The organism is Amycolatopsis sp. DG1A-15b (genome assembly GCF_030285645.1).
In the GTDB taxonomy this organism is placed as follows: domain Bacteria; phylum Actinomycetota; class Actinomycetes; order Mycobacteriales; family Pseudonocardiaceae; genus Amycolatopsis.
The window spans coordinates 8,545,411-8,571,384 of sequence record NZ_CP127296.1; the positions used below are offsets into that span (position 1 = coordinate 8,545,411).

General features: G+C 70.9%; 31 protein-coding genes. 15 read left to right on the forward strand and 16 right to left on the reverse strand.

What is annotated here, in order from left to right; translation table 11 throughout:
- Positions 1-6: 6 nt before the first annotated feature.
- Entirely contained in the window at positions 7-405 is a 399-nt protein-coding gene (locus QRY02_RS39705; RefSeq protein WP_285987868.1) for a TFIIB-type zinc ribbon-containing protein, read from the forward strand.
- A gap of 1 nt (position 406) precedes the next feature.
- Complete coding sequence (locus QRY02_RS39710; protein WP_285987869.1) at positions 407-1,018, forward strand: nucleoside kinase; 612 nt, start codon at positions 407-409, stop codon at positions 1,016-1,018.
- Here QRY02_RS39710 and QRY02_RS39715 read toward each other — a convergent pair.
- The gene (locus QRY02_RS39715) at positions 1,015-2,208 is read right to left on the reverse strand and encodes a methyltransferase domain-containing protein (RefSeq protein ID WP_285987870.1); all 1,194 of its coding nucleotides are present in this window, start codon (positions 2,206-2,208) and stop codon (positions 1,015-1,017) included. The two genes, QRY02_RS39710 and QRY02_RS39715, sit on opposite strands and share 4 nt — an antisense overlap.
- Positions 2,209-2,355: 147 nt before the next feature.
- Between QRY02_RS39715 and QRY02_RS39720 the strand changes: the two genes are divergently transcribed.
- The 6 genes from QRY02_RS39720 (at position 2,356) to QRY02_RS39745 (ending at position 6,907) form a co-directional block, all read left to right on the forward strand.
- Positions 2,356-2,772: a helix-turn-helix domain-containing protein gene (locus QRY02_RS39720; RefSeq protein WP_285994058.1), complete on the forward strand. Its 417-nt coding sequence runs from the start codon at positions 2,356-2,358 to the stop codon at positions 2,770-2,772.
- A complete protein-coding gene (locus QRY02_RS39725) occupies positions 2,769-3,458 on the forward strand; it encodes a hypothetical protein (RefSeq protein ID WP_285987871.1) in 690 nt (229 codons plus the stop codon). The genes QRY02_RS39720 and QRY02_RS39725 overlap by 4 nt, the downstream gene beginning before the upstream one ends.
- 84 nt (positions 3,459-3,542) lie before the next feature.
- Positions 3,543-3,836 (forward strand): DUF2516 family protein, encoded by a 294-nt coding sequence (locus QRY02_RS39730; RefSeq protein WP_013222364.1) that lies wholly within the window; start codon positions 3,543-3,545, stop codon positions 3,834-3,836.
- A 79-nt stretch (positions 3,837-3,915) separates the two neighbouring features.
- Positions 3,916-4,458: a YbaK/EbsC family protein gene (locus QRY02_RS39735; RefSeq protein WP_285987872.1), complete on the forward strand. Its 543-nt coding sequence runs from the start codon at positions 3,916-3,918 to the stop codon at positions 4,456-4,458.
- Positions 4,455-5,462 carry an ornithine cyclodeaminase family protein gene (locus QRY02_RS39740; RefSeq protein WP_285987873.1) on the forward strand — a complete coding sequence of 336 codons (1,008 nt, stop codon included), beginning with the start codon at positions 4,455-4,457 and terminating at the stop codon, positions 5,460-5,462. The genes QRY02_RS39735 and QRY02_RS39740 overlap by 4 nt, the downstream gene beginning before the upstream one ends.
- A complete protein-coding gene (locus QRY02_RS39745; protein WP_285987874.1) occupies positions 5,459-6,907 on the forward strand; it encodes an aromatic amino acid lyase in 1,449 nt (482 codons plus the stop codon). Before QRY02_RS39740 ends, QRY02_RS39745 begins: the two co-directional genes overlap by 4 nt.
- Positions 6,908-7,066: 159 nt before the next feature.
- Here the strand turns inward: QRY02_RS39745 and QRY02_RS39750 are convergent, their stop codons facing one another.
- On the reverse strand, positions 7,067-8,002 hold the full coding sequence (locus QRY02_RS39750) for a GNAT family N-acetyltransferase (protein ID WP_285987875.1): 936 nt from the start codon (positions 8,000-8,002) through the stop codon (positions 7,067-7,069).
- 61 nt (positions 8,003-8,063) lie between these two features.
- Here QRY02_RS39750 and QRY02_RS39755 point away from each other — a divergent pair, with 61 nt between their 5' ends.
- Positions 8,064-8,627 carry a cadmium resistance transporter gene (locus QRY02_RS39755; protein ID WP_285994059.1) on the forward strand — a complete coding sequence of 188 codons (564 nt, stop codon included), beginning with the start codon at positions 8,064-8,066 and terminating at the stop codon, positions 8,625-8,627.
- A 163-nt stretch (positions 8,628-8,790) separates the two neighbouring features.
- On the forward strand, positions 8,791-9,480 hold the full coding sequence (locus QRY02_RS39760) for a M15 family metallopeptidase (RefSeq protein WP_285987876.1): 690 nt from the start codon (positions 8,791-8,793) through the stop codon (positions 9,478-9,480).
- Positions 9,481-9,620: 140 nt separating this feature from the next.
- Here the strand turns inward: QRY02_RS39760 and QRY02_RS39765 are convergent, their stop codons facing one another.
- Together QRY02_RS39765 and QRY02_RS39770 are read right to left on the reverse strand one after the other, a co-directional pair.
- Positions 9,621-10,331 (reverse strand): ABC transporter permease, encoded by a 711-nt coding sequence (locus QRY02_RS39765; protein WP_285987877.1) that lies wholly within the window; start codon positions 10,329-10,331, stop codon positions 9,621-9,623.
- Positions 10,328-11,026, reverse strand: a complete 699-nt coding sequence (locus QRY02_RS39770; RefSeq protein ID WP_285987878.1) for an ABC transporter permease — start codon at positions 11,024-11,026, stop codon at positions 10,328-10,330. The genes QRY02_RS39765 and QRY02_RS39770 overlap by 4 nt, the downstream gene beginning before the upstream one ends.
- Before the next feature lie 138 nt (positions 11,027-11,164).
- Between QRY02_RS39770 and QRY02_RS39775 the strand changes: the two genes are divergently transcribed.
- Positions 11,165-12,085 carry an ABC transporter substrate-binding protein gene (locus QRY02_RS39775; protein ID WP_285987879.1) on the forward strand — a complete coding sequence of 307 codons (921 nt, stop codon included), beginning with the start codon at positions 11,165-11,167 and terminating at the stop codon, positions 12,083-12,085.
- 1 nt (position 12,086) lies between these two features.
- Here the strand turns inward: QRY02_RS39775 and QRY02_RS39780 are convergent, their stop codons facing one another.
- The 8 genes from QRY02_RS39780 to QRY02_RS39815 are packed head-to-tail and all read right to left on the reverse strand — an operon-like array spanning position 12,087 to position 19,954.
- Complete coding sequence (locus QRY02_RS39780) at positions 12,087-12,866, reverse strand: class I SAM-dependent methyltransferase (RefSeq protein WP_285987880.1); 780 nt, start codon at positions 12,864-12,866, stop codon at positions 12,087-12,089.
- A 29-nt stretch (positions 12,867-12,895) separates the two neighbouring features.
- Entirely contained in the window at positions 12,896-13,366 is a 471-nt protein-coding gene (locus QRY02_RS39785) for a MarR family transcriptional regulator (RefSeq protein WP_285987881.1), read from the reverse strand.
- Positions 13,367-13,398: 32 nt separating this feature from the next.
- Entirely contained in the window at positions 13,399-16,071 is a 2,673-nt protein-coding gene (locus QRY02_RS39790; protein WP_285987882.1) for a fumarate reductase/succinate dehydrogenase flavoprotein subunit, read from the reverse strand.
- Positions 16,068-16,787: an ABC transporter ATP-binding protein gene (locus QRY02_RS39795; RefSeq protein WP_285987883.1), complete on the reverse strand. Its 720-nt coding sequence runs from the start codon at positions 16,785-16,787 to the stop codon at positions 16,068-16,070. Before QRY02_RS39795 ends, QRY02_RS39790 begins: the two co-directional genes overlap by 4 nt.
- The gene (locus tag QRY02_RS39800; RefSeq protein ID WP_285987884.1) at positions 16,784-17,617 is read right to left on the reverse strand and encodes an ABC transporter permease; all 834 of its coding nucleotides are present in this window, start codon (positions 17,615-17,617) and stop codon (positions 16,784-16,786) included. Before QRY02_RS39800 ends, QRY02_RS39795 begins: the two co-directional genes overlap by 4 nt.
- Positions 17,614-19,002 (reverse strand): ABC transporter substrate-binding protein, encoded by a 1,389-nt coding sequence (locus QRY02_RS39805; RefSeq protein ID WP_285987885.1) that lies wholly within the window; start codon positions 19,000-19,002, stop codon positions 17,614-17,616. Before QRY02_RS39805 ends, QRY02_RS39800 begins: the two co-directional genes overlap by 4 nt.
- On the reverse strand, positions 18,999-19,226 hold the full coding sequence (locus QRY02_RS39810) for a 4Fe-4S dicluster domain-containing protein (protein WP_103337264.1): 228 nt from the start codon (positions 19,224-19,226) through the stop codon (positions 18,999-19,001). The genes QRY02_RS39805 and QRY02_RS39810 overlap by 4 nt, the downstream gene beginning before the upstream one ends.
- A gap of 11 nt (positions 19,227-19,237) precedes the next feature.
- Positions 19,238-19,954, reverse strand: coding sequence for a GntR family transcriptional regulator (locus QRY02_RS39815; protein ID WP_285987886.1), 717 nt, complete (start codon positions 19,952-19,954; stop codon positions 19,238-19,240).
- Positions 19,955-20,152: 198 nt separating this feature from the next.
- Here QRY02_RS39815 and QRY02_RS39820 point away from each other — a divergent pair, with 198 nt between their 5' ends.
- Both QRY02_RS39820 and QRY02_RS39825 read left to right on the forward strand, forming a co-directional pair.
- The gene (locus QRY02_RS39820; protein WP_285987887.1) at positions 20,153-20,587 is read left to right on the forward strand and encodes an SRPBCC family protein; all 435 of its coding nucleotides are present in this window, start codon (positions 20,153-20,155) and stop codon (positions 20,585-20,587) included.
- A 94-nt stretch (positions 20,588-20,681) separates the two neighbouring features.
- Positions 20,682-21,689, forward strand: a complete 1,008-nt coding sequence (locus QRY02_RS39825; protein ID WP_285987888.1) for an NADP-dependent oxidoreductase — start codon at positions 20,682-20,684, stop codon at positions 21,687-21,689.
- Here QRY02_RS39825 and QRY02_RS39830 read toward each other — a convergent pair.
- Positions 21,686-22,309, reverse strand: coding sequence for an HAD family hydrolase (locus QRY02_RS39830; protein WP_285987889.1), 624 nt, complete (start codon positions 22,307-22,309; stop codon positions 21,686-21,688). The two genes, QRY02_RS39825 and QRY02_RS39830, sit on opposite strands and share 4 nt — an antisense overlap.
- Before the next feature lie 70 nt (positions 22,310-22,379).
- Between QRY02_RS39830 and QRY02_RS39835 the strand changes: the two genes are divergently transcribed.
- Positions 22,380-22,712, forward strand: coding sequence for an ArsR/SmtB family transcription factor (locus QRY02_RS39835; protein WP_285987890.1), 333 nt, complete (start codon positions 22,380-22,382; stop codon positions 22,710-22,712).
- On the opposite strand, the gene QRY02_RS39840 is transcribed toward QRY02_RS39835, so the two are convergent.
- Positions 22,681-23,310, reverse strand: a complete 630-nt coding sequence (locus tag QRY02_RS39840) for a pyridoxamine 5'-phosphate oxidase family protein (RefSeq protein WP_285987891.1) — start codon at positions 23,308-23,310, stop codon at positions 22,681-22,683. The two genes, QRY02_RS39835 and QRY02_RS39840, sit on opposite strands and share 32 nt — an antisense overlap.
- Positions 23,311-23,319: 9 nt before the next feature.
- The gene (locus QRY02_RS39845) at positions 23,320-23,919 is read right to left on the reverse strand and encodes a TetR/AcrR family transcriptional regulator (RefSeq protein WP_285987892.1); all 600 of its coding nucleotides are present in this window, start codon (positions 23,917-23,919) and stop codon (positions 23,320-23,322) included.
- 100 nt (positions 23,920-24,019) lie between these two features.
- Between QRY02_RS39845 and QRY02_RS39850 the strand changes: the two genes are divergently transcribed.
- The gene (locus QRY02_RS39850; protein ID WP_285987893.1) at positions 24,020-25,069 is read left to right on the forward strand and encodes an NAD(P)-dependent alcohol dehydrogenase; all 1,050 of its coding nucleotides are present in this window, start codon (positions 24,020-24,022) and stop codon (positions 25,067-25,069) included.
- Positions 25,070-25,091: 22 nt separating this feature from the next.
- On the opposite strand, the gene purU is transcribed toward QRY02_RS39850, so the two are convergent.
- The gene (purU, locus tag QRY02_RS39855) at positions 25,092-25,967 is read right to left on the reverse strand and encodes a formyltetrahydrofolate deformylase (protein WP_285987894.1); all 876 of its coding nucleotides are present in this window, start codon (positions 25,965-25,967) and stop codon (positions 25,092-25,094) included.
- Between the last annotated feature and the right edge of the window lie 7 nt (positions 25,968-25,974).

Here is a 25,974-nt window from a genome sequence, read left to right on the forward strand (position 1 = left end):
CCGTTTTTGCGTAGGCTCGGCGGTGTGATTTGTCCGAAGTGTCAGAACCAGATGCGGACCGTCGACAAGAACGGCATCCACATCGACCAGTGCGACGGCTGCCGCGGGATCTTCCTCGACCGCGGTGAGCTCGAGGCCATCGTCGGTGCGGAGAGCTCGTTCTACGGCCGGCAGCAGCCGCCGCCGTACCAGGGCGGCCACGGCCGTCCCGACTCGCCGCGGCCCTACCGCGGCGGCCACCCGGACTCGCCGAAGGCGTACCGCGGTGGCTACCCCGATTCGCCGCGGCCGCACCGCGGTGGCTACCCGGACTCGCCGCGGCCGCACCGGGGGTACCCGGATTCGCCGCGTCCCTACGGGCAGGGGCACCGCAAGCGCAGCTTCCTCGAGAACCTGTTCGACTGAAATGGGTCTGGACCTGCGGATCTGTGCGGCGTGTGGCGAGCTGGCCGAACACCCGGTCGTCGAGGGCTCCGTCATCACGTGCCCGAAGTGCGGGCACGAGCGGCCGTTCCGGAAGCTGCCCCTGTTCGCGCTGACCGGCCCGAGCGGCGCCGGGAAGTCGACGATGGGGCCGCTGCTGGCCGAGCGGTTCGCCGGTGACGTCGTGCTGCTGGAGCAGGACATCCTCTGGATCGATGCCCTGCGCGGCGACGTCACGTCGTTCCGCTCGGTCTGGCTGCGGATGGCGGCGATGGTGCAGCAGAACGGCCGCCCGGTCGTGCTGTGCGGGACGGTGGCGCCGCCGGAGTTCGAGCAGCTGCCGGAGCGTGCCTTCTTCAGCGACATCCACTACCTGGCGCTGGTCGGGTCGCCGGACTCGCTGCGGGTCAGGCTGCGGGCGCGTCCGGCCTGGCGTGAGTGGGACGAGCCGCGGATCGAAGAGATGCTGGAGTTCAACGACTGGCTGCGGAAGTCGGGCCCGGGCCTCGGCGTCGACCTCTTCGACACCACGGACGCGTCCCGCGAGGCGACGGCCGATCACGTGGAGAGGTGGATCCGGGCGCGGTTGCCTTAGTCCGCCGGACCGAGGTCAGCCTCCGGTGCGGGTGGCCGGTCGATTCGGTCCAGCGGCCAGGTGCGGCCGTCCGGGGAGTCCAGCCAGAACTCCTGCCGGTCGCCGGTCACCGTCACCCCGAACCGGTCGCGGTCCGGCTTGCCCAGCTCGCACCACTCGACGAAGGCCGCCTCGGCGAGCTCCCACAGCGCCCGCGGGCCGCCCTGGGCGACCTCGTCGGCGCCGCCGCGCTTGCGGTGGCGGACCCACGAGCCGTCCGGGTGCACCAGCGCGACGCCCGGCGTTTCGTCGCCGCCTTCGCGCACCGGCCGGACGCCGGGCAGCGCCAGTCCCGCGAAGAACTCGAACTGCTTGCGGGGCTGGAGCACCGTCGACATCGGCAGCCGCGTCTGCTCCCAGTCGCCGCGCGACGGCATCGGCAGCGGGCCGGTCTCCGGTAGCCGGTGCGCGCGCAGCGGCATGAAGCGGCCGTCGCGCGCGAGGACGCGGCCCTGCGCGGTGCCGTCTTCGCCGGCGACCAGCCGGACCAGCCCGGCGCCGATCGGGCGGTTCAGCGTCGTGACGATCAGCCCGCCCGGCGCGGTCTGCGCCAGCCAGGCCGGCGGGATCGACGACACCGAAGCGGTGCACAGCACCCGGTCGAAGACCATCCCGGCCGGGAAGCCGAGCGCGCCGTCGCCCACCGCGCACGCCGGGTGGTGGCCCGCGGCGGCCAGCCGCTCGCGCGCCGCCGCGACGATCACCGGATCGATGTCCACTGTGGACACCCGGCCGGCGCCGCAGCGGTGGCTCAGCAGCGCGGCGTTGTACCCGGTGCCGGTGCCGATCTCGAGGACGCACTGGCCGTCGCGCACCCGCAGCTCCTCGAGCATGATCGCCATGATCGAGGGCATGCTCGACGAGCTCGTCGGCGTACCCGCCACCGGTCCGGTGCGCCGGGCGAGCTCCCAGCGGTCCGGGTCGTCGTCGAGCTGCGTCACCAGCACGTCGCGGGAGTAGACCGTCTCCAGCCAGCCCGGGTCGCCGCGGTCGACCGCCGCCCACAGCCCGCCCGCCGGCACGAAGAACCGCGGCAGGAAGACGTGGCGGGGGACTGCGCGGAAGGCGGCGATCCATTCCGGCGCGTGCAGGACGTCCTCGTCGAGGAGGTGCTCGACGAGGCGTCGCCGCAGCCGGGCCGAGCGCGTCATGGGACCACGGTAGCGGTGAGCACCACCACACCCGATAGTTGCAAGCAGAGTGCTTGCAATAGCTAGCACTCACGCGTACCGTCGAAGGTGTCGCGAGGAGGTGACCGGATGACAGAGACCGGTGGGACGTCAGGATCCGGCAGTCCCATGGAGAAGGTCGCGGACATCGCTTCCGACATCGGCGAGTACATCCGCCAGCAGCGCAACACCGCGAAGATTTCGTTGCGCCAGCTGTCGAAGCTCGCCGGCGTGTCCAACCCGTACCTGAGCCAGATCGAGCGCGGGGTGCGCAAGCCCAGCGCGGAGATCCTGCAGCAGATCGCCAAGGGCCTGCGCATTTCGGCGGAAGCGCTGTACGTGCAGGCCGGGATCCTCGACCTGCCGACGGGCGGCCCGGTGGGCGACGCGATCCGCGCCGACGCCGAGCTGACCGAACGGCAGAAGCAGGTCCTGCTCGACGTGTACGAGTCCTTCCGCCGGGAGAACGCCGCGGCACGGCCGGCCGCCGAGCCCACTCCCGCACCAGACACCACACCAGCCGCGAACACCAAGGAGTCAGCATGACCACCCCCAAGACCGAAGACGTCAAGAAGGCCGTCACCACCGCCCTCGACCAGGTCCGCACCCCGCTGCTCGCCGCGCTCGGCGCCGGCAACCTGGCCACCCACGCCGTCACCGACGCCGTGGCGAAGGCCAAGGAGAACGTGACCAAGAGCGGCGAGGTCGCCCGCAAGAACCTGCAGGAGCTGCCGACCGACGTCGAGAGCCTCCGCGAGAAGCTGGACCCGGCCGAGCTGCGCAAGGTCATCGACGAGTACACCGAGGCCGCGCTCAAGCTGTACAACAAGCTGGCCGAGTCGGGCGAGCAGGCGTGGGACAAGATCGCCACGCAGCCGCAGGTCAAGAAGGCCATCGAGCAGCTCGAAGAGGCCCTGACCACCGCGCAGGGCCAGGCCGAGGTCGTGACCACCGAGGTCCGCGAGCGCGTCGACGGCGTGCTGGCCAAGGTGACCAAGCGCACCCGTTCGGCCGGCGAGAAGACCGCCCGCAAGGTGACGAAGGTCGCCGGCGAAGCGGCCGACGCCGTCGAGGAGCTGGGTGACGACGTCGCCCACGAGACCCGCTCGGTCGCCCGCAAGGCCGCCAACAAGACGGCCCCGAAGACGGCCGCCCCGGCCCGCCGCACGACCACGACGACCACCACCAGCGCCGCCGCGAAGAAGCCGGCCGCGCCGAAGACCGACAAGTGACATCGCCGTGAACTCCCGGCCCCGCCACCGCACCCCCGGTGGCGGGGCCGGGGTCGTTCGGGTGGTTTGCCGTAAGCTGTCGCTGTGCTAGTCGCCATCTGGATCCTCAATGTCATCCACTGGGGCAGCGCGCTGGTCGGGCTCTTCGCCTTCGTGCACGCGCTGCTCCAGCGCGCCGACGCGTACTCCGCGGCCGACCGCAAGACCAAGCCCATCTGGATGCTGATCACCGGTGGCGCGACGCTCGCCATGGTGCTGTTTCCGGTGATGGGACCCGGGATGATCTTCTACGTGCCCGCGATGGCGGCGGCCCTGGTCTACATCGTGGACGTCCGCCCGAAGCTGATCGAAGTCCAGCGCGGCGGCTCCAGCTGGTGAACCACGTCCCGGCGCTGTCGCGCCGGGTGTGCCCCCTTCCTGTCCGCGCCCGCTCCGGCGGGCGCTGTTTAATGGGGTCGTGACCTGGACGATCGCCGGGAGCCTCACCGTCGTTCCCGCCCCCACGCGTACTGACCTGCTCGCCGAGCCCGTGGCCAAGGCCCTGGCCGCGCTCGCCGACCCGGACGCCGTCGGCGTCGCGGAGATCGACCCCACGCTGGCCGACACCGCCGCCTTCTGCGAGGCCTACGGCTCGCCGCTCGAGGCGTCCGCGAACTGCGTCGTCGTCGCCGGCAAGCGCGCGGGCGAAGTCCGCTTCGCGGCCGCGCTCGTGCTCGCGACCACCCGCGCCGACGTCAACGGCGTGATCAAGCGCCGCCTCGACGTCCGCAAGGCGTCGTTCGCGCCGATGGACGAAGCCGTCTCGCTGACCGGGATGGAGTACGGCGGCATCACGCCGGTGGGGCTGCCCGCCGAATGGCCGATCCTGCTCGACCGCCGCGTCGCCGACGCACCCGAGCTCGTCATCGGCAGCGGGATCCGCGGCAGCAAGCTGCTGATCTCCGGCGCCGCACTGGCCGCCCTGCCCGGCGCCGAGGTCATCGAGGACCTCGCCCGGTGACATCCGTCTGGCTCCGGTACCTGACCGGTGCCGACATCGACGCACTCGGCGTCGCGGACGCCGACATCGTCGCCGCGGTCGAGGACGTGCTCGCCGACCACGGCCGCGGTCAGGTCGTCTTCGAGCCGCGTACGCACCTCGTGCCGGACAACGGCGGCAAGGGCCACTTCAACATCCTCCGCGGCCACCTGTCCGCGAAGCAGGTCAGCGGTGTGAAGGTCGTCGGTGACTTCGTGGGGAATTTCGAACGGGGCCTCCCTTCGGAAATGGCGTTGATCCTGTTGCTCGACCCGGACACCGGCATGCCGCGGGCGATCGTCGACGGCACGATGATCACCGAGGCCCGCACCGGCGCGATGACCGCCGTCGGCGCGAAGTACCTGGCCCGCCCGGATTCACGGGTGCTCGGGCACATCGGTGCCCGTGGTACCGCCTGGTGGAACGTCGTGCTGCTGGACTCCTTGTTCGACTTCGCCGAGATTCGCGTGACCAGCAAGCGCCCGGAGTCGCGCGAGGACTTCGGCCGCCGGCTGTCGGAGCGGCTCGGCAAGGACGTCCGCGTCTGCGCCACGGCCGAGGAGACTCTGGACGGCGCGGACATCCAGGTCGAGGCCTCCCGGCTCGTCGAGCCCGAGGCGCTGGTGCGCCGCGAGTTCCTCCGGCCGGGCACCTTCCTGGTGCCCTACGGCACGATCAGCGCGCTCGAGCTCACGCTGCTCGACGACATCGACAAGGTCGTCGTCGACGACTGGCGCGAATCGCGGTCCGGCAACCCGCGGTTCGGCGCCCTGCGCCCGCAGCTCAACGCCGGCCTCCTCACCGCGGACAACGTCCACGCCGAGATCGGCGACATCGTGGCGGGCAGCAAACCCGGCCGCGAGCACGACGCCGAACGGATCCTGTTCTGGCACCGCGGACTGTCCACAACGGACGTTGCGGTGGCGAACATGATCCTCGCCCGTGCCGAGGCTTCCGGCGTCGGCACCATGCTGCCCTACCGATGATCGTCTCCGACAGCGAGTTCGCTGACAGTGAACGGTTGATTCTGGACAAACCGCTGGTAGAAGCGCTGAAGCGACGTCGGGAAGAGGTCTTGACGGCCCTTGCGGAGCCGGGAAACCCGGTCTACGGGGTCACCACCGGGATGGGCCGCCTCGCAGGTGTCGTCCTGGATCCGCGGCAGCAGGCCGAGCACCAGCGCAACCTGCTGATCGGCCGGGCCGTCGGCGGGCCGCCGTGGCTGCCACCCGAAGACGTCCGGGCGCTGCTCGTCGTTCGCCTGCGCGACTTCCTGCGGCCGTGGTCGGGGGTGAGCCCCGAGCTGGTGCAGTTCCTGGTGGACCGCTTGAACGACGGCTTCACGCCCGCGGTGCCGCGCTTCGGGCTCGGCAGTTCGGGCGAGATCATCGCGCTCTCCCACGCGTTTCAGACGTTCCTCGGCATCGGCACGGTTTTGGAGGACGGCGTCGAGGTGCCGGCCGCCTCGGCGCTCGCTGCGCGTGGTGCCACGCCTTACGTCCTTGGGCCGAAAGAAGGTGCTTCGCTGCTTCAGGGTTCTCCGCTGGCGGTGATGCACGCGGCGCGTGGCTGGACCGAAACCCAGCAGCTCATCGACCTGCAGACGCTCACCGCGGCGATGGCGATCGACGTGCTCGGCGCGCCGCGTGCGGTGTTTTCGCCGGCCATGGCGGGCGGCGACGACCACCTGCGTGCGTTGCTGCACGAGCTGACCGAACTGGCGGGCCTCGGCCCGGTGCGGCCGGGTGTGGTGCAGGCCCCGCTTTCGGGGCGGGTCGCGCCGCGGGCGCTGGCGCACGCTTCCCGCGTCAACGGCGACTTGCACGAGACCCGGCGACGCTGGGCGACGATGCCGGGTGATTCGCCGTCCTTCGTCGACGGTTCTTTCGTTCCGGGCACCGGGTATCACGCGGTGGACCTGGGGTTGCGGATGGACGCGGTGACGGCTGCGCTGGTGCACCTCGGCGAGATTTCGGTGCAGCGGACGCACCGGTTGCTGGACGAGCGGTTCAGCGGGTTGCCGCCGCAGCTCACGGCCGATCCGGGACCGAGGGCGGGCTTGGTCCCGCTGCACAAGCGGGCGGCAGGCGAACTGCACGCGCTGCGCCGGCTCGCGACACCGGCGACGCTCGGTTCGATCGACACGTCAGCGGGCCAGGAGGACGTGCAAGCGTTTGCGTCGGCGGCCGGCGAGCAACTGCGCGCGGCGGCTTCGCACCTTTTCGCGATCACGGCGTGTGAGCTGATCACGGCTTCCCAGGCCCGGTACCTGGCCGGCGGGGAGGGCGCGCCGGGACTTCGCGCGGGCTACCGGTGGGTGCGGTCGGTGGTGCCGCCGCTGGACGAAGACCGCTCTCTCGGACCCGAGGTCGAGCGCCTGGTCGCGGTTTGCCGGGCCGCCTTCTTCGACGATCTGGCGACGCTGACCTGACCCGCCCGCGGGGGCGCCCCCCGTCTCGACACTATCGCGTGGTGCCGACGCTTTCGGGGCTGTGGCGAGGAAATCCACCGGGTTGTCCACAGGTTTGCCCCGATGTGGACAACCGCCCGCCGGAGGCCGCCGAATCGGACATCCGGCGGGGGTGGGGCGCTACCTTCGTCGTTGTGCGCCCTCCGGGGACGCGGACCCCGGGAAAGGAGGGATACGACGGCGGGTCCGCGTGAAGGTGAGGGTGCGGGCATACGGGCGGAAGCCCAGATCGCGATACAGAGGGAGGGCACCTGCGGATTTCGGATGGTTGATCACCGGGTACACGACGGCTTCGCGAGCGCCGGCGTGGTGGGCCGCGTGCAGCGCGGCGAGGCACACCGCGCGGGCGAGCCCTTCGCGACGGAACTCCGGCAAGGTTCCGACGGGCTCCAGCTCGCCGACGGCATTGCGTTCGTCGAGCCAGATCAGGCACTGGGCGGCGAACCGGCCGTCGGGTGCTTCGACGACCCAGTCCAGTGCGGTCCGGTACGGCCAGGCGGCCATGATGGTCCGGTAGCCCGGTTCGGTCACCCTCGACGGGTGCCAGACCGCGCGGTGCACCGCCACACGGCGAGCCAGATCGTCCGGGCCGACCGGCCGGAGCGTGAATCCGGCGGGCACGACCGGCTCGGGCAAGTCAACGAGGAGGCGAGACATATACGACTGGTGAACGGAACTCTCCTGAAGCGCGTAACCGCAACGCTCCAGAGCGGCGACGACATGCTTCTCGGCGTCGAGCACGGTGACAGCGAGCTCACCCGCGGAAGCGGTGTCCTCGAACCAGCTGAGCACCTCGGGCACGAGTTCGGGGCGCGCCGGATCCACGAGCAGCGCGAGTTCACCGGGTAGCGAAATCCAGCCCCACGCGACGACTTCGCCGCCCGCTTCCCACAGCACGGTCGGCCACTCGGCTTCCCGGCCGGCGTGCTGGAACCGCTGCCACGCGAGATCCCCGACGTGCAGCGAACTCGCCTTCGACCAGATCCGCTGGGCCAGGCTCTGCATGGCCCGCAGGTCGGCCGGACCGGCGTAGCCGCGGCGTGTGACGGCGGGCATGGGCAGAATCGTGCTGTACCGCGCCGGCCCTCGCCAAGCGGTTTTACCGCGGAGGTGGGTGTTGGACGTCGGACTGCTCGGGCGCGCGGCCGCGATGTTCGCGGTGACGAACGTCGACGACCTGGTGCTGCTGGCGGTGTTCTTCGGCCACGCGGCCGGACGACGCGGCGAGCTCAAGGTCGTGGCGGGGCAGTTCTCGGGCTTCGCGGCGATCTTGGCGGTGTCGGTCGCGGGAGCACTCGGTACCGGCCTGCTGCCGGACGGCGCGGTCCGCTGGCTGGGCGTGCTGCCGGTGCTGCTGGGAATACGCGCGGCGTGGCAGGCGTGGCGTCCGGACGACGACGAGCCACCACCGGCGGCCGGCGTGCTCGGAATCGCGACGGTGTGCTTCGCCAACGGCGGCGACAACGTCGGGGTGTACGTCCCGGCGTTCGCCGCGACGGGGCCCGCGGGCTTGGTGGGCTACGTGGCGGTGTTCCTGGCGGGCGTGGCGGTGTGGTGCGCCGCGGGCCGGTTCCTGGCGACCCGCCCGGGCGTCGCCCGGCTACTCGCCCGGTGGGGCCACGTGGTGCTGCCGGCCGTGCTGATCGCGCTCGGCGTGCTGATCCTGGTCGGCGCGTTCTAGGGAGGGCGCCCGACCCAGCCTGGTGCTGCTGTTTGCGAGCCCAGCGGTCGTGATCGCAGACGCAGTTCGCGCGCGCGAAGTCCGTGGCAGCGCTGGAGGTTGAGTCGTTGTGGCGCATCCGACTCCGGCTCAGCTGAACCGCGGGGCAAGGCGTGTGGTGATCATGAATCTGAGAACCAGAGTTCTGGCCGTCATCACGTTCACGTTCGCCGCGGTCCTGGCCGTGGCCGCGCCGGCGCCGGCTGCCACGGCTCAGACCGTGGAAGTTGCTGCTCCGGCCGGGAGTGGACTCGCGCCCTACATTGCCGTCATCAGGCCCGTCACCGCCGAGCGGCTGGGGAACAGCTGGCACGAGGGGTGCCCGGTCGGTCCTGACCAGCTGCGGCTGATCAACTTGAGCCACCTCGGCTTCGACGGTGCCGTGCACCGGGGCGAACTGATCGTCAACGCCGACCGGGCCTTCGAGGTCGCCCGCACCTTCGCCGACCTGTACTTCGGGCGGTTCCCCATCGAGCGGATGGAGACCGTGGAGAAGTACAACTCCGACGACGACGCGTCCATGGCGGCGAACAACACTTCGGCGTTCAACTGCCGGGCCATCACCGGCGGCACCGCGTGGTCGAACCACTCCTACGGCCGTGCGATCGACATCAACACCGTGCAGAACCCCTACATCTCCGGCAGCGGCGCGGTCTACCCGCCCAACGGGGCGCCTTACGTCGACCGCACGCAGAACGTGCCCGGCATGATCCACGCCGGTGACGTCACCGAGCGGGCCTTCACCACCCGCGGCTGGACCTGGGGCGGCTCCTGGGACACCCCGATCGACTACCAGCACTTCGAGAAGCCCTGACACACAAGGAAACGGGCTGCGTCTGGGATGGGCCACGACGGTAACCGCAGCCTCGCTCACTGGGAATGATCGGCAGGCGCCCGGGATCGCCGCCGGATGGGGTGACGGCCTTCCCGGGCGTCGGCCGGTGGGCCGCCGGTCTAGTCGCGGCGGGCGTTCTGCAGCGCGAGGCCGCGCGGTGTGGCCGCGCGGGTGATCAACGCGAACGCGCCGTCGCACAGGAGTGCCAGCAGCACCGCTGCCAGGCCGCCCGCGAAGATCGCTCCGTAACCCTGGGCTCCGACCGCGAAGCCGTCGACTATGTAACGGCCCAGGCCGCCGCCGTCGTTGACGATCGCTCCGATGGCCACCGTGGCGATCAGCTGGAGGAACGCCACCCGGGCGCCCGCCAGGATCACCGGGGACGCCAACGGCAGCTCGAGGCGCAGCATGATCTGCCCCTCGCGGTAGCCCGTTCCGCGGGCCGCGTCGATCGTCTCCTGCTCCAACGTCACGACACCCGCGTACGTGTTCGTGAAGAGCGGGGGCATCGCCAGCGCGACCAGGGCCAGCAGCAACGGCCAGAACGTCGTGTCCAGCTCCCAGCGGCTCGCCAGGAACCAGAACAGGATGATCAACCCGAAACTCGGGATCGCGCGGCCGATGTTCACCGCGCTGCTCGCGAGGAACGCGCCGCGGCGGTAGTGGGCGAGCCACAGCGCCGCCGGGATGGTCAGCGCCGCCGCGATCGCCAGGGCGAGGAGGGAAAACCTGAGGTGCTCCAGGGTGCGGTACGGGACGCCGGCCTTGTCGGTCCAGCTCCAGCGGTTCGGGTCCGCGAGCCACGCGTTCAGCTGGTCGAGGAAGCTCATCGCGCCCGCACCTTCCGCGACCAGGGCGCCAGCACGCGCTCGCTGAGCCAGAGGACCAGGTCGACCACCACCGCCAGGACGACCGACAGGCCCACGCCGACGATGATCATCGTCGGGTTGGGGGTCGCCGTCTGGATGCCCGCGCGGATGAAGTAGCCCAGACCGCCGAGGCCGAGCATCGAGGTGACCGTCACCAGGCCGATCGTCGTCACCGCCGCGACACGCAGGCCGGCGATCACCACCGGCAGGGCGAGGGGCAGCTCGATCTGCCAGAGCAGCCTGCCGCGCGTGTACCCCATCCCGACCGCGGCCTCGCGGACCTCGTTCGGCACCTGGTCGACGCCGGTGACGATGTTGCGGATGAGGATGAGCAGCGTGTACGTCGCGAGCGGGATCATCGCGGAGACGAACGTCAGCCCGAAGAACGGCACCAGAACCGCGAACGCGCCCAGGCTCGGGATCACGTACAACGCGCCCGCCGTGCCGAGGATCACCGGGTACGACCAGCGGTAACGCAGGGAGACCACGGCGAGCCCGATCGAAACCACCAGGCCGATGCCGAGCGCGGCGCCGGTCAGCGAGATGTGCTCGACGAGGCGCTGGACGATGGCGTCGGCGTTGCGGTCCACCCACTTCCACTGGAAGATCGGGGGCCCGCTGTCGGCGGCCAGCGGCGTCACCGTGTTCACGTGCACCGGGCGACCCTACCCCGATCGGGCCCAAATATTCCGCGGAGTGGGAATTTCGGGGGCTATCTCCCACGATGTGGATTCTTGTCGGAGGTCGGGACTAGGGTCCTTTCGTCTGTTGGAGTGACGAAGGAGTGGGGATTCGTGCGCTGGTTCCGTAACGCGTCCGTGGTGGCGGTGGCCCTCGCGGCGACGCTCGGTTTGGCCGCCTGTGGCGGCGGCGACAGTGGTGACAAGCCCGCCGCGCAGGGCAAGGGCGGGGCGCCGATCGTCGTCGCGTCCTTCAACTTCACCGACAGCCAGATCCTCGCCGAGATCTACGCGCAGGCGCTGGAGGCCAAGGGCTATCCGGTGACGCGCAAGCTGAACCTCGGGTCGCGAGAGCTGATCTACCCGTCGCTGAAGTCCGGTGAGCTGCAGTTCATCCCGGAGTACCAGGGTGCGGCGATCACCACCGGCTTCGGCAAGGAGGCCGGCAAGACCGCGCAGGAGGAGCACGAGCAGCTGGCGAAGCTGTTCGAGCCCAGCGGCATCGGGCTGCTGAACTTCGCGGCCGCCGAGGACAAGAACACCTACATCATCAAGTCCGACCTGGCCAAGGAAAAGGGCATCGCGTCGATCAGCGACCTGAAGAAGCTCGACAAGGTCGTCATGGCCGGGCCGCCGGAGTGCGAGAAGCGCCTTCCGTGCTTCAAGGGCTTCACCGACGTCTACAAGCTGACCAACATCACTTTCCAGACGATCCAGGAGGCCGGGCCGCGCGTCGAGCAGCTCAAGTCCGGGGCCGTCACGGTCATCCCGGTCGACTCGGTCAGCCCGCTGACCGGTGACTCGAAGTACACCGTGCTCAAGGACGACCTCAACATCGTGCCGACCGAGAACGTCGTGCCCGCGGTGACCAAGAAGGTGCTCGACGAGCGCGGTGCCGACTTCGCCAACGCCGTGAACGCCGTCAGCGCGAAGCTGACGACCGACGTCATGCGGGACCTGAACAAGCGCGTCGACTCCGACGGCGAACGAGCCGAAGACGTCGCCAAGGACTGGCTGGGCCAGGCCGGGCTCTGAGCTACGCGGTCCCGCTGACGACCCACGCCCGGGCCGTCAGCGGGATCGAGCCGTCCGGATTCGCCGGCAGGCGGCTGCGCAGCAGCTCGCGGATCCGGTCGCGGTGCGCCTGCGGCAACGTGGCCAGGTACGTCGGCGCCGGGCCCTGCGCGCCGAGGAACGGCTGCCAGTAGTCGTCGAAGTCCGCGAACACCGTCGGGATCCTGATCTCGCCGACGGACACCGCCGTGAAGCCCGCGTCCGTCCACAACCGGCCCAGCGGCCCCGGGCGGCACAGCGGAAACCGGCGGCCCTCGTCCAGCTTGGCGACCGGCGCCGGGTCGAGCTCGCCGGCCGCGTCCCAGAACCGGCGGATCAGCTCCATGCCCTCGGCGAGGTCCCACAGGTAGGTGGCGGCCAGGCCGCCCGGCGCGGTGACCCGCGCGATCTCCGCCGCCGCGCGGTCCGGCTCGGGGACGAAGTTCAGGACCAGGCCCGACACGACCACGTCGAACCGGGCGTCCGGGAACGGCAGCGAGCGGGCGTCGGCGAGGGTGAACGTCGCCCGTGGGTCGGTCACGCCGGCGCGGGCCGTCTTCAGGAATCCCTCGGACGGGTCGGCGCCGACGACTTCCGCGGGGTCGGCCGCCGTCAGCACCGCCGACGTCAGTGCGCCGGTGCCGCAGCCGACGTCGAGCCAGCGCCGGCCCGCCGGGGCGCCGAGCTGCCGGACGAACGTCTCCGCGATCCGGCGGCTCCACCGTCCGATGTAGGCCTCGTACGCGTCGCCTGACTGCCACATGCCCCCGAGTACAGCACAGAAACCGCTGCTCAGCCGCCGGTCAGCGACCCGGTCGCGTCCTGCCCCGCCGACGTCGCGCGGCGCAGGAACCCGGCGATCAGCGCCAGCTCGTCCTCGCTGTAGCCGGCGCAGAGCTCGTCCATCGCGGTGTTCATCCCCGCGTACAGCCGGAACAGCTCCCCGTTGCGGCCGCGGACCGCGCGGACGGTGACCGAGCGCCGGTCGGCCGCCTCGGGGTCGCGTTCGCGGACGATCCAGCCGCCCTTCTGGAGCCGGTCGAGGATGCCGGTCATCGTCGCCGGGTGCAGCCCGGCCCGGCGGGCCAGCGCGCTCGGGCCGAGCGGGCCGTGCCGGGCGATCAGCTCCAGGCAGTCGAGGTCGACGTCCTTGAGCGCCAGCTGCGCGCTGACCTGGTGGTTCAGCAGCGAAAGCTGGTTGCGCAGTTCCCGCAGCGCGTCCTTCACCGCCACCGTCGACCGGCGGTGTGCTCCCGCACTCATATGACCCTCGTATCAGTCGGCTGGAGAGCAGCCTAACCGCCGAGGGCCATCCGCGTGTACGCGCGGACGTCGGCGTCCGAGTCGCAGCGCCGCGCCCGCAGCCGCGCGGCGACCTCGGCCGAGTCCGCCCACTTGCCCAGCGCCTGGACGGCCGCCCGCCGGACGTTGGGGTGCTCGTCTTCCAGGGCTCCGAGCAGTGGTTCCGACGGCGCGGCCAGCGCTCCCAAAGCCGTCGCCGCGCCGCGGCGCACCTGCCACGCCGGGTCGGCGGCCGCGGCCACCGCGAGGTCCGGCAGGTCGCCGCCACAGCCGAGGTCGGCGGCGGCGGTCAGCGCGGCCGCGCGCACGAGCAGGTCCGGATCGACGGCCAGCGCGGACACTGTCCCGGTGGCCCGCGGGTCGCCGATCGTCCCCAGCCCGGCCGCCACCGCGACCCGCACCTCGCGTGACGCGTCCGAGGCCGCCTCCGCCAGCGTCGAAGCCGCGTCCAGCGACACCAGGCCGCGGACCGCCTCCAGCCGGACCACGACCGCCGGGTCGGCCAGCGACGCGGCGAACAACGGCGCGTCGCCGAGCCGCAGCGCCCGCAGGACGTCCAGCGCCACGGACCGCACGTCGGCGTCGGACACCGTCAGCGCCGACCGCAGCCCGCCGGCCAGGGACGTCGACGGCGTCAGCACCTCGACCAGCTCTCGCAGCCCGGCCGCCGCCGCGGCCCGCACCCGCGCGTCGATGTCGTGCAACGCCGTGACCAGCGCCGGCCCGAAGCCGTCCGGCGCCGACTCGGTGAGCACCGCGATCGCCGTCGTCCGCACCTCCGCATCCGGATCGGACAGGTACGGCGACAACGTCTCGAGCGAAGGCTGGTCCTCCGCCAGCGCGACGACTTCGAGGACCCGCGGCGACGAATGCGTCCGCGCCGACGAGACGGTGACCACGTCCGGCGGCGTGTGCCCGCTGAAGGCCGTGTGGGTACCGAGGACCTCGACGTCGAAGTCCGGCACCGAGAACTCCGGCACCGGCACGGCGTAGGGCGCCACCGGCCGCTTCAGGAACTCCATCTCGCCGGACGCCGTCTTGCGCAGGTTCAGGTGCGCGAGCCACGAGACGTCGTCGCGGCCCGGGTGATCGGTGCGGTCGTGGTAGAGGCCCCACCGGCTCTCGGTCCGCACCAGTGACGCCCGCGCCGCCATTTCGGCGCAGTCGCGGATGAACGTCACCTCGGCGCAGCGCATCAGCTCGTGCGGCGTCCGCGCGCCCATGCCCGCGATCTCGCCGGTCATCCGCGCGAACGTCTCGAGGGCGATCTCCAGCTTCGCCGTCGTCTTGGGCGGGGCCACGTAGTCGTTGACGAACCGCCGTAGCTTGTACTCCACCTGCTGCTGCGGCGGACCGTCCGGAGTGGACAACGGCCGGTAGATCAGCTCGTGCGCGAGACCGATCTGGTCCTCCGGCAAGGGAACCCGCGAAGCGAGGTGCGTGCTGGCGTGCGCGCCCGCGAGATCGCCGTAGACGAACGCGCCGATCATGTAGTTGTGCGGCACGCAGGCGAGGTCGCCCGCCGCGTACAGGCCCGGAACCGTCGTCGCGCCGTTTTCGTCCACCCAGACACCGGACGCCGAATGGCCGCCGCACAGGCCGATCTCCGAGATGTGCATCTCGACGTCGTGCGTGCGGTAGTCGTGGCCGCGGGTGGCGTGGAACGTCCCGCGCGTCGGCCGTTCGGTCGTGTGCAGGATGTTCTCCAGCGCGCCGAGCGTCTCCTCCGGCAGGTGCGTCAGCTTGAGGTAGATCGGCCCGCGTGCCGACGAGATCTCGCGCGCCACCTCGGCCATCATCTGCCCGGACCAGTAGTCGCAGTCGACAAAGCGATCGCCGGCCGCGTTGACCTGGTAGCCGCCGAACGGATTGGCGACGTAAGCGCAGGCCGGGCCGTTGTAGTCCTTGATCAGCGGGTTGATCTGGAAGCACTCGATCCCGGACAGCTCGGCGCCCGCGTGGTAGGCCATCGCGTACCCGTCACCGGCGTTGGTCGGGTTCTCGTACGTCCCGTACAGGTAGCCGCTCGACGGCAGGCCCAACCGGCCACAAGGGCCGGTCGCCAGGATGACTGCGGACGCCGAGACCGTGACGAACTCGCCGGTCCGCGTGTTGAACCCGGCGGCACCGACCGCCCTCCCGCCGGACGTCAGCACCCGCACCGGCATCACGCGGTTCTCGATGGTGATGCGCTCGCGCATGTGCTTCTGCCGCAGCACGCGGTAGAGCACTTTCTTGATGTCCTTGCCCTCCGGCATCGGCAGCACGTAACTGCCGGACCGGTGCACGCGCCGGACGGCGTACTCGCCGTACTCGTCCTTTTCGAACTTGACGCCGTACTTCTCCAGCCGCTGCACCATGGCGAAGCCGCGCCGCGCGGTCTGGTACACAGTGGACTGGTTGACGACGCCGTCGTTGGCGCGGGTGATCTCGGCGACGTAGTCCTCGGGCGTGGCCTTGCCCGGGATGACCGCGTTGTTGACGCCGTCCATGCCCATGGCCAGCGCACCCGAGTGCCGGACGTGCGCTTTCTCCAGCAGCAGCACGTTCGCGCCGTGCTCGGCGGCGGTCAGCGCGGCCATGGTCCCGGCCGTCCCGCCGCCGATGACGAGGACGTCGGTCTCGAAGTGCGTCCGCGAGGTCAGCGGAGGTGCCTCGAACGTCATGCCGCCACCAGCCCGTCCAGGACCTCGGCGCGCTCGGCCGCCACGGCGGGCTCGGCCGTCCGCGGCCGCGACGATTCGACAACCTTCGCGAGCCGCCCGTCGCGGGTCAGCACCGCGACGCGGTCGGCCAGGAACAGCGCCTCGTCGACGTCGTGGGTCACGAACACCACGGTCGTCGGCCGCTTGCGCCAGACCTCCACGAGCAGCCGCTGCATGGCCGTGCGGGTCTGGGCGTCCAGCGCCCCGAACGGCTCGTCGGCCAGGATCACCCGCGGCGACCCGGCGAGGGTGCGGGCGAGCTGGACGCGTTGCCGCATGCCGCCGGAGAGCTCCCGCGGCAGGTGGTCCTCGTACCCGGCCAGGCCGACCTGGGACAGCCAGGACTCCGCTTCGGTCCGCCGCCGGCCCCGCGGGACGCGCCGGATCGACAGTGGCAGCTCGACGTTGCGGCGCACCGAACGCCACGGCAGCAGCCCGTCGTCCTGGAACACCAGGGCGCGCTCGGCCGACGTGCCGGTCACCGGCACGCCGGCGGACAAGATGCGGCCCGACGACGCCGGGAGCAGGCCGGAAAGGGTGCGCAGCAGCGTCGACTTGCCGCACCCCGAAGGCCCGGTGACGGCCAGGATCTCGGCGTCGGCGACGTCCAGGTCGATGCCGGACAGCACCGCGCGTTGTCCGTAGTGGACGGTCAGGTTCTCGATGCGCAAGCTCATGAGTTCTCCCCTCGGGGCAGCCAGCGGGTGGCGCGGCGGCCGAGCAGTTCGACGGCGGCCGAGGTGACCCAGCCGAGCAGGCCGATGGTGAGCATCCCGACGATCACGCCGGGGTAGTCGACGACGGTGTAGGCCTGCCAGGTCCGGTAGCCGACGCCGAACTCGCCGGAGATCATCTCCGCCGAGATCACGCAGATCCACGAAACGCCCATGCCGACGGACAACCCGCCGAACACGCCGGGCAGCGCGCCCGGCAGGACGACGTTCCAGAGCACGCGCCGCCGCGAGCCGCCCATCGTGCGGATCGCGTCCTCCCAGACCACCGGCAGCGCGCGCACCGCGTGCCGCGTCGAGACGACCACCGGGAAGAACGCGGCGACGAAGGTGATGAAGACGATGCCCTGCTCGTTGCTGGGGAACAGCAGGATCGCGATGGGCACCATCGCGATGGCGGGGATCGGCCGCAGGACCTCCAGCAGCGGCTGGACGACGTCGGACGTGCCGCGGGAGCGCGCGATCGCCGTGCCGAGGCCGATCCCGAACACCGCGGCCAGCGCGAACCCGGTGACGATGCGGCGCAGGGAATCGAGCAGGTCCTGGTAGTAGACGGCGGTGCCGAGCTGGTAACCGAGGTCACGGGCGACCTCGACCGGGGTGGGCAGGCGGTCGAAGTGGAGCCACAGGTCGACGTCGAACGCGGTCAGCAGCTCCCACACCACCAGCGCGGCGACGATGCTGCCCACGCGGACGGCGAGCCGGCTGAACCGCCGTCTCGGTGGCGCGGGTGGAGCGGCGACGGCGGTGGGTTCGTGTTCGAGGGTCTGGGTCATCGGGACTCCTCCACGGCTTGCGCGTAGCTGACGATCGAGCCGGGGTGCCCGGCGAGGTGGGCGCGGGCGCCGTCTTCGGTGGTGAAGGGCAGCAGCGCGCCGCCCGCCTCGCGCACCCAGACGGCCTTGTCCGCGAACCAGCGGGTGCCCGTGGCCGCGTCCGGGACGTAAGCCGCGCGGACCGGCTTTCCGGCGTGCGCCACCGCCTTGAGCAGGCATGCTGGCGTGGCGGCGGGGTGCGTCGCGGTCTCCCCGGTCAGCCACAGCTCACCGGCGGTGCGCGGATCGGTGACGGGCCGCGAGCACGTCGTGTCGAAGCCGGTCACCGGCGCCGGGTTGTCCAAAATGGATGCAGCACTGTCGTAAGCCGGACCGTAGATCTCCCGCAGGTACCGGTCGTCGACGAACGCGCCGAGGTCGAGCCGCTTGATGTTGCCGATCGAGCGCAGGAACGGCGCGTCGGTTTCCAGCGCGCCGAGCAGCGGGCGCTTCAGCGGCAGGTCGAAGGTGACCATGCCGCCGGCGCCGTTGTAGAGGTAGACGACCTCGGCCGGGAGTTTCGTGGCGGTCGCGACCTTCAGCGCCGCGTCCATCGGGTGCGCGTGCAGGTAGTCCGTCGCATCGCGCTGGGCGCGCAGGAACTCCGTGACGACGTCGTGGTGGCTGTCCGCATAGGACTCCCGCACGACCACGCCGTGCCACGTCGGCAGCTTCAGCGCCGAGCCGTCGTAGAGCAGCCGGGCCTGGTTCGCGAACACGAGCTGGCCCGGCCACGCGACGAACTGCCCGAGCGCGTCGACCGACCCGGACAGCAGCCCGGACGCGCCGACCGCGGGCGCCTGGTTCTGGAGGTGGACGTCGTCGGTGCCGATGCCGATGTTCTGCAGGGCGTGCACGGTGGTGCCGTGCCCGGCCGAGCCGATGCTGGTGGAGATCTTCTTGCCGCGCAGGTCGGCCAGGGTGCGGGCCGGCGAGTCCGGCGGCACGACGACCATGTTCAGCGCGCCGAGCAGGTTGTAGCCGGTGGCGGCGACCAGCTCGGTGCGGCCGTCGCCGAACTCCTGCGTGCGGGAACCGTTGATGAGCAACGGGTAGTCGCCCATCGAGCCGATGTCGATCTTGCCCGCGACCATCTGCGCGGTGATCGGCGCGCCGGTCGAATAGTCCTGCCAGGTGACGTGATAGCGCTTCCCGTCCCGCTTGCCGAGGTCGGCGAGGCGCTGCTCGAAGTACCCGAGCGAACGCAGCAGCGTGCCCGCGGTGACGGTGTTGATCGTCTTCGACTGGAAGCCGATCACGACGTCGACGTCCTTCGACGACGACGCGTTCGCGGTGCAGCCCGCGGCCAGCAGCGCGGCGGCGAGCAGGAGCCGGGCGGCCTTCACCGCAGCAGGTAGGGCATGTTGATGGTCACCGCACCGGTCGGGCAGCGCGCCGCGCACGGCCCGCAGTACCAGCACTCGTCGACGTGCATGTACGCCTTGTCGGTGTCCGGGTCGATGGCCAGCGAGTCGAGCGGGCACATGTCGACGCACAGGCGGCAGCCGTCGAGGCACTTCGACTCGTCGATCGTCACCGGGACGTCGATCCGGCTCGGCACGAGGGGCATGGCGGTCTCCTTCAGGAACGGTCGAGGCGGGCGCGCATGGTGAGGCGGTCGCCGCGCAGCCGGATGTATTCGAGGTCGACGGGCCGTCCGTCGGCGAAGTGCGTGAGGCGCTCCCACCGCAGCAGCGCCGCGCCCGGCGGCACCTCCAGCACAGCGGCGGTTTCGGGGTCGGCGTTCAGGGCTTCGACGTCGATGTCGGCGTAGCCCAGCCGCTGCCCGGACGTCTCTTCGATGAGCGCGAAGACGTCCCGGCCGGCGAGGTCGTGCTCCAGCAGCGGTTTCCCGATCTCCGGCAGCAGGTAGGTGAGGTCGAGCGACAGCGGGACGCCGTCGAGCTTTCTGAGCCGCTCCAGGTAGACGACCTCCGAGCGCTCGGGCACGCCGAGCCGGTGCGCCACCACGGCGGGTGCGGGCACCAGGTCGGCGGTCCGGACGTCGTTGGTGACTTCGCCGTGTTCCCGCAGCACCTCGGCGAGCCCGGCCAGCCGGTTGAGCCCGTGCGGGTACTTGTGCCCGACGACGACCGTGCCGACGCCGGGCTGGCGCGCGATCAGGCCGTCGTCGCGCAGCAGCGCCAGTGCCTCCCGCACGGTGTTCCGGGTCGCCGAGAACTCCACCGTGAGGTCCTCCTCGCACGGCAGCGTCTCGTCGGCCAGCACCTGACGGCGCAGCAGGTCGGCGACCTGCCTGGCGCTGTCGGACCTCGTCCGCCGGGGTGTCGTGGGCATGGCGGCGAGAATGGCCAGCGGACGTTAACGCCGTGTTACGCCACTTCCGGCGCTTCGCGCAGATCTCTGACCTGCGGAAACAGGTGTCCAGAGCGGACTTCCGCCGCTCACTATCTGGGACGTGCCAGGGCGCCCGCCGCGGGTGCGGCGCGCGGTGAAATCGTGGACCCTGATCTGTACGCCGGGAGAAGGAGTCAAATGGGAAAGGTCACGGCCACCGCGGAGCGCACCATCGACGCCCCGGCCGACAAGGTCCGCGCGCTCGTCGCCGACTACGCCGAGACGCGGCCGAAGCTGCTCACCGAGCACTACCGCGACTACCAGGTCACCGAAGGCGGGGTCGGTGCCGGGACCAAGGCGAGCTGGAAGCTGCAGGCGACCTCCAAGCGCGTGCGCGACGTCAACGCGACGGTGACCGAGCCGCGGCCGGGGACGCTGGTCGAGACCGACGCGAATTCCAGCATGGTCACCACCTGGACGGTCACCGAAGCGGGTGAACGCAGCGTCGTGAAGATCGAGACCACCTGGGACGGCGCCGGCGGCATCGGCGGCTTCTTCGAGAAGACCTTCGCGCCGGGCGGGCTCAAGAAGATCTACGACGGCGTGCTGGAGAAGCTGGCGGAGATCGTGTAGCTCGTCACAATCGGAATCTGCGCCCCGGTTAGCTGGTTACATCGGGTGGAATCCGGGGCGTCAGCCCCGCTTCGAGACTTGAGGAGATTCGACGATGAGCACGGCGACCGAAATCCGGCTGGCTTCGCGTCCGGAAGGCGTTCCGACGCACGACAACTTCGAGATCGTCGAGACCGAGGTGCCGGCGGCGGGTGACGGCCAGATCCTGGTCCGCAACCTGATCATGAGCGTCGACCCCGCGATGCGCGGCCGCATGAAGGACGTCAAGTCCTACGCGCCGCCGTTCCAGGTCGGCGAGGTCATGTCCGGGGGCGCGGTCGGCGAGGTCGTCGAGTCCCACGTGGACGACGTCAAGCCGGGTGACCACGTGCTGCACCAGGCCGGCTGGCGCACCCACGCCGTGCTGGACGCGGGCCGGTACGTCAAGGTCGACGGGGCCGCGGCGCCGCTGTCGACGTACCTCGGCGTGCTCGGCATGCCGGGCCTGACCGCGTACGCGGGCCTGCTGGAGTCGGCCGAGTTCAAGCCGGGCGACACGGTGTTCGTCTCGGGCGCGGCCGGCGCGGTCGGCTCGCTGGTCGGGCAGCTCGCGAAGCTGAAGGGCGCCAAGCGCGTCATCGGCTCGGCGGGTTCGGCGGAGAAGGTCCGCCACCTGATCGACGACCTCGGCTTCGACGCCGCGTTCAACTACAAGGACGGGCCGGTCGCCGAGCAGCTGCACCAGGCGGCGCCGGAGGGGATCGACGTCTACTTCGACAACGTCGGCGGCGAGCACCTCGAAGCCGCGATCGACGCGATCACCGTGCACGGCCGGATCGCCGTCTGCGGGATGATCTCCACGTACAACGCCACCGAGCCGACCCCGGCGCCGCGCAACCTCGCGCAGGTGATCGCCAAGCGGCTCACCATCCGCGGCCTGCTGGTGATCGACCACTGGCACCTGCAGCAGCAGTTCGTCACCGAGGTGGCGCCGCTGGTGAACTCCGGCGAGATCAAGTACTCGGAGACCTTCGTCGACGGCATCCGCAACGCGCCGGAGGCGTTCCTCGGCCTGCTGTCGGGCGCCAACACCGGCAAGATGCTGGTCCGGATCGCGGACTAGAGGAGTCCGGCCAGCTCCGGCAGGGTCGACGCGGTGTAGGTGGGCGCGGGCGAGCCGGGCAGCGGGTGGACGCCGGGACGGGTGAGCAACGCCGTCTCGAGCCCCGCGGCCTGGGCGCCCGCGATGTCCCAGTCGTGCGCGGCGATCATGACCGCCCGCTCCCCGGGATAGGCGGCCGTGACCTGCCGGTAGGGCTCCGGCGCGGGCTTGAGCCTGCCCACCTGCTCGGCCGAGAAGATCCGGTCGAGCAGCGGGGCCAGCCCGGCGTTCAGCAGCTGCGCCTCGGCGGTGGCGAGCGGCGAATTCGTGAGGGCGACGATGGTGTGACCCTGTTCGCGGAGTTTCACCAGGCCGGGTTCGACGTCCGGATGGGCGGGGAGGCTGCGCAGCCCCTCGCCGATCTTCGTGAGGTCGGCGTCCCGCCCGTGCCGGGCGGCGACCTCGACCGCGGCGTCGCCGGCGATGCCCGCGAAGTCGCGGTAGCCGCCGGTCGCCGTCACGGTCAGAACGGTGTGGATCGCCAGGCCGAACCACTCGCGGCGCAGCTCGGGTCCGCCGATGACGGGGTCGATGGCGGCGAGGTCCAGCAAGGTCTCGTTGACGTCGAGGACGCACAGCATGCGGCACTCCGCAGGTTCGAAGGTTCTCGTACCTGACCGAAGGTACGACAGATGTCGTACCATGTCCAGTATGCCCGGTGAACTGCCGATTCCGGAAATGGCCGAGGTCGACCTCGGCACGGTGCTGTCCGCCCTCGCCGACCCGCACCGCCGCGCCGTGGTGCTCGAACTGCTCCGCGGTGACGGCGGCGAGCGGGCGTGCTCGTCGTTCCCGCTGCCGCTCGCCAAGTCGACCCGCACGCACCACTGGAAGGTGCTGCGCCAGGCCGGCCTGGTCCGGCAGCGCGATGCGGGCAACGGCACCTTCGTGCGCCTGCGCCACCCGGAGTTCGAGGCGAAGTTCCCCGGCTTGCTCGACGTCGTCGCCGGGATCAGTACTGCTGGGTCAACGCCCGTTCGTTGAGCCGCGCGTCGAGCTCTTCGGCGGCGATCGGCAAAGCCATCTGGTCACGCATGATCGTGCCCAGCGAAGGCAGGGCCGAGCGGTCCGGCCAGGTCTCCGGCTGCCACAGCGACGACCGCAGGAACGCCTTCGCGCAGTGCATGTACAGCTCTTCGACCTCGACGACCACCGCGAGCTGCGGCCGTTTCCCCTTGACCACCAGGTCGTCGAAGAACGGCGCGTCCGACACCAGCTTCGCGCGGCCGTTGACCCGCAGCGTCTCGTTCATGCCCGGCACCAGGAACAGCAGCCCGGCGTGCGGGTTGTCGACGATGTTGCGGAAGCTGTCGATCAGCTTGTTGCCCGGCCGGTCCGCGAGGACCAGCGTCTTCTCGTCGAGCACCAGCACCGAGCCGGCCGGGTCGCCGCGCGGTGAGACGTCGCAACTGCCGTCCGGCGCCGACGTGGCCAGCAGCACGAACGGCGAGTGCGCGATCAGGTTCCGGGCGTGCTCGTCGATCCGGTCGATGACCTTCTTCTGCGTCAGCTCGGCCACCTCGCCGACGACCTCGCGCAGTGCCTCGTGTGAGTCGACGACTGTCCCCTGGATGATCCCCATGCGCCCAACCTAGCGGTCACCACCGACAGTCCGGCCCGCGATCACGATCCGCGCGGCCTCGGTGGACTTCCGCACCACCAGGTCCGCCGAATAGCCGTGCTTCACGAAGACGCCGTCGAGCTGGAACGTGCCGTAGCCGTGGGCCTGGGTGAACAGCTGCTCCATCAGCTCCAGCGCCGTCGCCGGGTCCGGGGCGACGGCCAGGCAGCGCATCAGGAACTCGTCGGTCAGCCGTCGGGTCTGCTCGTGCAGGCCGACGTGCTCCGGGCCGTGCAGGCCGTCGGCGTAGATGACGTTCATCCCCGCCCGCCGCTCGATCAGGTACCGCGTGTACGCGCCCGCGGCCGCGGCCAGGGCGTCCGCCGGGTTCTCGTGCTCGCCGGCCGCCGCGGCGACGCGGTCCGCCAGCTGGCAGGCGATGTGGCAGGCGACCTCGGCCAGCAGGGTCTCGCGGTCGGCGAAGTGCCGGTACGGCGCACCTGGACTGACCTTCGTCCGGCGCGCGACCTCCGCCACGGAGAATCCGGCCAGCCCCTGTTCGGCGATCAAGTCGAGCGAAGCGCGCACGAGCTCGCCGCGGAGGTCGCCGTGGTGGTACTTGCCGCCCATGACCTGGATCACATCTCTCGGTCGAAATATGTAAGACGCCTCTTACGTAGAGATGTAAGAGACCTCTTACGAACAACGGTACTTGAACTTGGAGGGTTCCATGAGCACCACCACGCACGCCATCGCCGCTCCGGCGCCGGGCGCGCCGCTGGCGCCGACCACGATCGAGCGCCGTGACCTGCGTCCCGGCGACGTGCTGATCGACATCGCCTACGCCGGCATCTGCCACAGCGACATCCACCAGGTCAAGGAGGACTGGGGGCAGGCGATCTTCCCGATGGTCCCGGGCCACGAGATCGCCGGTGTGGTCGCCGCGGTCGGCTCGGACGTCACGAAGTACCAGGTCGGCGACCGCGTCGGCGTCGGCTGCATGGTCGACTCCTGCGGCGAGTGCGAATACTGCCTGGCCGGCACCGAGCAGTTCTGCGTCAACGGCAACGTCCAGACCTACAACGGCGTCGGCTTCGACGGCGAGAACACCTACGGCGGCTACAGCAACCAGATCGTCGTGAAGGACGCCTTCGTCTGCCGCATCCCGGAGGGCATCGGCCTCGACGTCGCCGCGCCGCTGCTGTGCGCGGGCATCACCACCTACTCGCCGCTGCACCACTGGGGCGCCGGCCCCGGCAAGAAGGTCGCCGTGATCGGCCTCGGCGGGCTCGGCCACTTGGCCGTCAAGATCGCCGCCGCGATGGGCGCCGAGGTGACCGTGCTGAGCCAGAGCCTCAAGAAGCAGGAGGACGGCCTCAAGCTCGGCGCGAAGGACTACTACGCCACCAGCGACGAGTCGACGTTCGACGTCCTGCGGGGCAAGTTCGACATCATCCTCAACACCGTGTCGGCCAAGCTGCCGGTGGACGCCTACCTCGGCCTGCTGCGGGTCGGCGGCGCGATGGTGAACGTCGGCGCGCCCGGCGAGCCGCTGGCCTACCGCGCGTTCTCGCTGATCGGCGGCAACAAGGTGCTGGCCGGCTCGATGATCGGCGGCATCGCCGAGACCCAGGAGATGCTGGACTTCTGCGCGGAGCACGGCATCGGCGCGGAGATCGAGACCATCTCCGCGGACAAGGTCAACGAGGCCTACGAGCGCGTCGAGAACTCCGACGTGCGCTACCGGTTCGTCATCGACGCCAAGACCATCGGCGCGTGACCTCCCGGGCACGGCAACCGCGTCAGAACACCACGGTGCGGTTGCCGTGCACCAGCACGCGGTTCTCCAAGTGCCACCGGAGGCCGCGGGCGAGGGTGACTTTTTCGATGTCCCGGCCCTTGCGGACCATGTCCTCGACCGAGTCGCCGTGGTCGACGCGGATGACGTCCTGCTCGATGATCGGGCCCGCGTCGAGGTCCGCCGTCACGTAGTGGCAGGTCGCGCCGACGAGCTTCACTCCGCGCGTGTGGGCCTGGTGGTACGGCTTCGCGCCGATGAACGACGGCAGGAAGCTGTGGTGGATGTTGATCGCCCGCCCGGCCCACTCGCGGCACAGGTCCGCGGGCAGGATCTGCATGAACCGGGCCAGCACCACCGCGTGCGGGTCGTGCTCGTCGACCAGCTTGCGCACCTGCTCGAACGCCGCCGCCTTGTCGCCGGGCGGGAACGGCACGTGGTGGAACGGGATGCCGTGCGCGCGGGTGATGTCGGCCAGTGAGTCGTGGTTGCCGATCACCGCGGCGACCTCGACGTCGAGTTCCCCGGAGGCGACGCGGCCGAGCAGGTCGTACAGGCAGTGCCCGGCCTTGGAGACGAGGATCACCGCGCGGCGCCGCTCGCCGGTGTCGCTGACCTGCCAGCTCGACTCGGCGGACAGCTCCGCGGCCACCTCGGCGAAGCGGGCGCGCAGCTCGTCGGCGGCGAAGGGCAGCGAGTCGGCCCGGACCACCTGGCGGGTGAAGAACCAGCCCGTGTCCGGGTCGGTGTGGTAGGCCGCCTCGACGATCCAGCCACCGTGCTCGGCGAGGAACCCGGAGATCCGGGCGATGATGCCGGTGCGGTCGGGGCAGCCGAAGGTGATGACGTAGCGGCGTTCGGGAGCGGTCACGCCGTGCATTCTCCCT